Annotated in this window: 1 protein-coding gene; it reads right to left on the bottom strand. The window is 28.1% G+C overall.

Annotated elements, in window-relative coordinates:
* Positions 1–271: 271 nt before the first annotated feature.
* Complete coding sequence (locus ACFSQJ_RS14340; protein ID WP_377767662.1) at positions 272–1663, bottom strand: alpha/beta hydrolase; 1392 nt, start codon at positions 1661–1663, stop codon at positions 272–274.
* Positions 1664–1908: the final 245 nt, after the last annotated feature.

Raw genomic sequence — 1908 nt, 5'->3', positions numbered from 1 at the left:
GAAGTTTGTCGTCAAAGTATAATTGAACAAAAAAATAAACAAACCAAATTATTCCGAAAATCAGATTAAAATTCAGTTGTCGTTTTTTATATTGAATTTTCATTTCGCAAATGTTTTACAACGGTCTTGTATATGGCTCGTAGCGTGCAAATTATCAATATTTTTTCGGTTAAGCACGAGCCAAATTTAAAAATTTGGCGGACTAGCAAATGCACCTTAACTTCGATTAAATAACTGACTAGCTATGAGCTATATACGTTGTTGCCAGTAGTTATTTTTCTGCAAGTTTTGATTTCAATTCTTTCGCATTTTCTATACTGAACTTTCTGTTGGTTTGAAAGTTTTTTATGCAGAAATTTATGTTTTCTAATCCTTTACTCTTATTTAATTTGTTTTCAAATATTGTTTTCGCTATTAAATACCTAAAAGTCAATTCCCCTTTCGGATATTTTTTTATTGCCATTTCTAATAACTCAATTCCTTCTTTAGGTCGGTTTAAGTTCTGAATCAATAATTGAAAAGGTCTTTCAAAGTAAAATGTGTTTTCGTGATTTCCGTTTTCTATTTGTAATTTCCAATTTTCAAGAGCATCTTCGTAAAATCCTGCATATTCATATGATTGAGCTTTATCAGAATACAAGTGGTTCTTTGGATAAAAACGGTTTTGTTCACTAATATCTAGTATTTCTTTTACTAAAGTTTTGTTTTTACTTTTTGCAACGATTTCGCTCAAGTAGAAAAAGTCGTCTTCGTTTAATTCACTTTCAATGTCGTAGGTTTTAGATTGGTTTTTTATGATATTGTTTATGAAATCTTTTATTGAAAAATCTGTTTCAATAATTAAATTATGAATGTTTGAGAAATTTCTATATTCTGAAAAGGAAAACATCAAACCATCATTTAAACTTTTAGGAACTAAATCTAAATGCCCTGCATCATAACTTTTAAATAATCCTTTAAAGTTTCCATTAGTATTTCTAAATATTGTGTCAAGTTTTTTACCAGACTCTAATCTAAATGTATCATCTTTTAAGCCTGATGATACGAAATATGATATTTTGCTATTCTTACTTTTCAGATAGTCTTTTAAAAAAATAACTTGGTCATTATGTAGGTCAGGTGTTATTGCGATGAAAGAATTAAAAGTGTTTTCTTTTTCAGATATCATTTCATTAACAAATGTTGCTGTATTTGAGTGTCCAATTAAGACACTAAATTTAGATGTTGAGAATTCTTTTTCAATTAACGGCTTAACCTCTTTTATCAAGTGATTTTTTAATTTTTCTGAACCTTCTAAAAAGTCAGTTACTGGAATATTTACATTATTTCCATAATTTGGACTAGTTTCATAATTTCTATCAGTATGATATATACTGACAACTATTGATTTTGGAATGATATCATATTCCATTAAGTAGTGAGCATAACTACTTGTGATATTAAAAAGGCCATAACCATCTAAAGTATAGATTACAGGATATTTTTTATTTTCATTGTAGTTTTTCGGAATGAAAATTTTAATTGTTCTTTCATTTTTGAAAAAATCTGAAGTAATTATTTTCGTTAGTGTATCAGACTGAATTTTCGTTGAATTTTGACTGAAGGAAGCAAGAGCTATCAGAAAAAACAAAAATGTTATAAATATTCTCAAAGTTTTTTTCATAATTACTGGCAACGTGTTTGTGTATGATTTCGTTGCGTGTTTAAGCACTAAATTTAGCAAATAAATCACAGATAGAAAGTCCGCGAGGACTTTCGTAAGTAAGCTCTAACTAGCAATGAATTATACACGGCTTAAGTTTGATTCTCTTTAAATTGATTTAATAATCAGAAAGAACAAAAGAGAGAATTAAGGTTAGTATACACGGTGAAGCTTTAGACTTCGACAACATTGATAATCCTCTCTCT

It is taken from the genome of Croceitalea marina (genome assembly GCF_042684265.1).
GTDB classification, from domain to species: Bacteria; Bacteroidota; Bacteroidia; order Flavobacteriales; family Flavobacteriaceae; genus Croceitalea; species Croceitalea marina.
Note: the sequence above shows the minus strand (reverse complement) of the source record. Positions and strands in the feature narration are given on the sequence as shown.

Coding starts and splice junctions, on each gene's coding strand:
- ACFSQJ_RS14340 (WP_377767662.1), bottom strand. CDS start 1,663: ATGAAAAAAACTTTGAGAATATTTATAACATTTTTGTTTTTTCTGATA.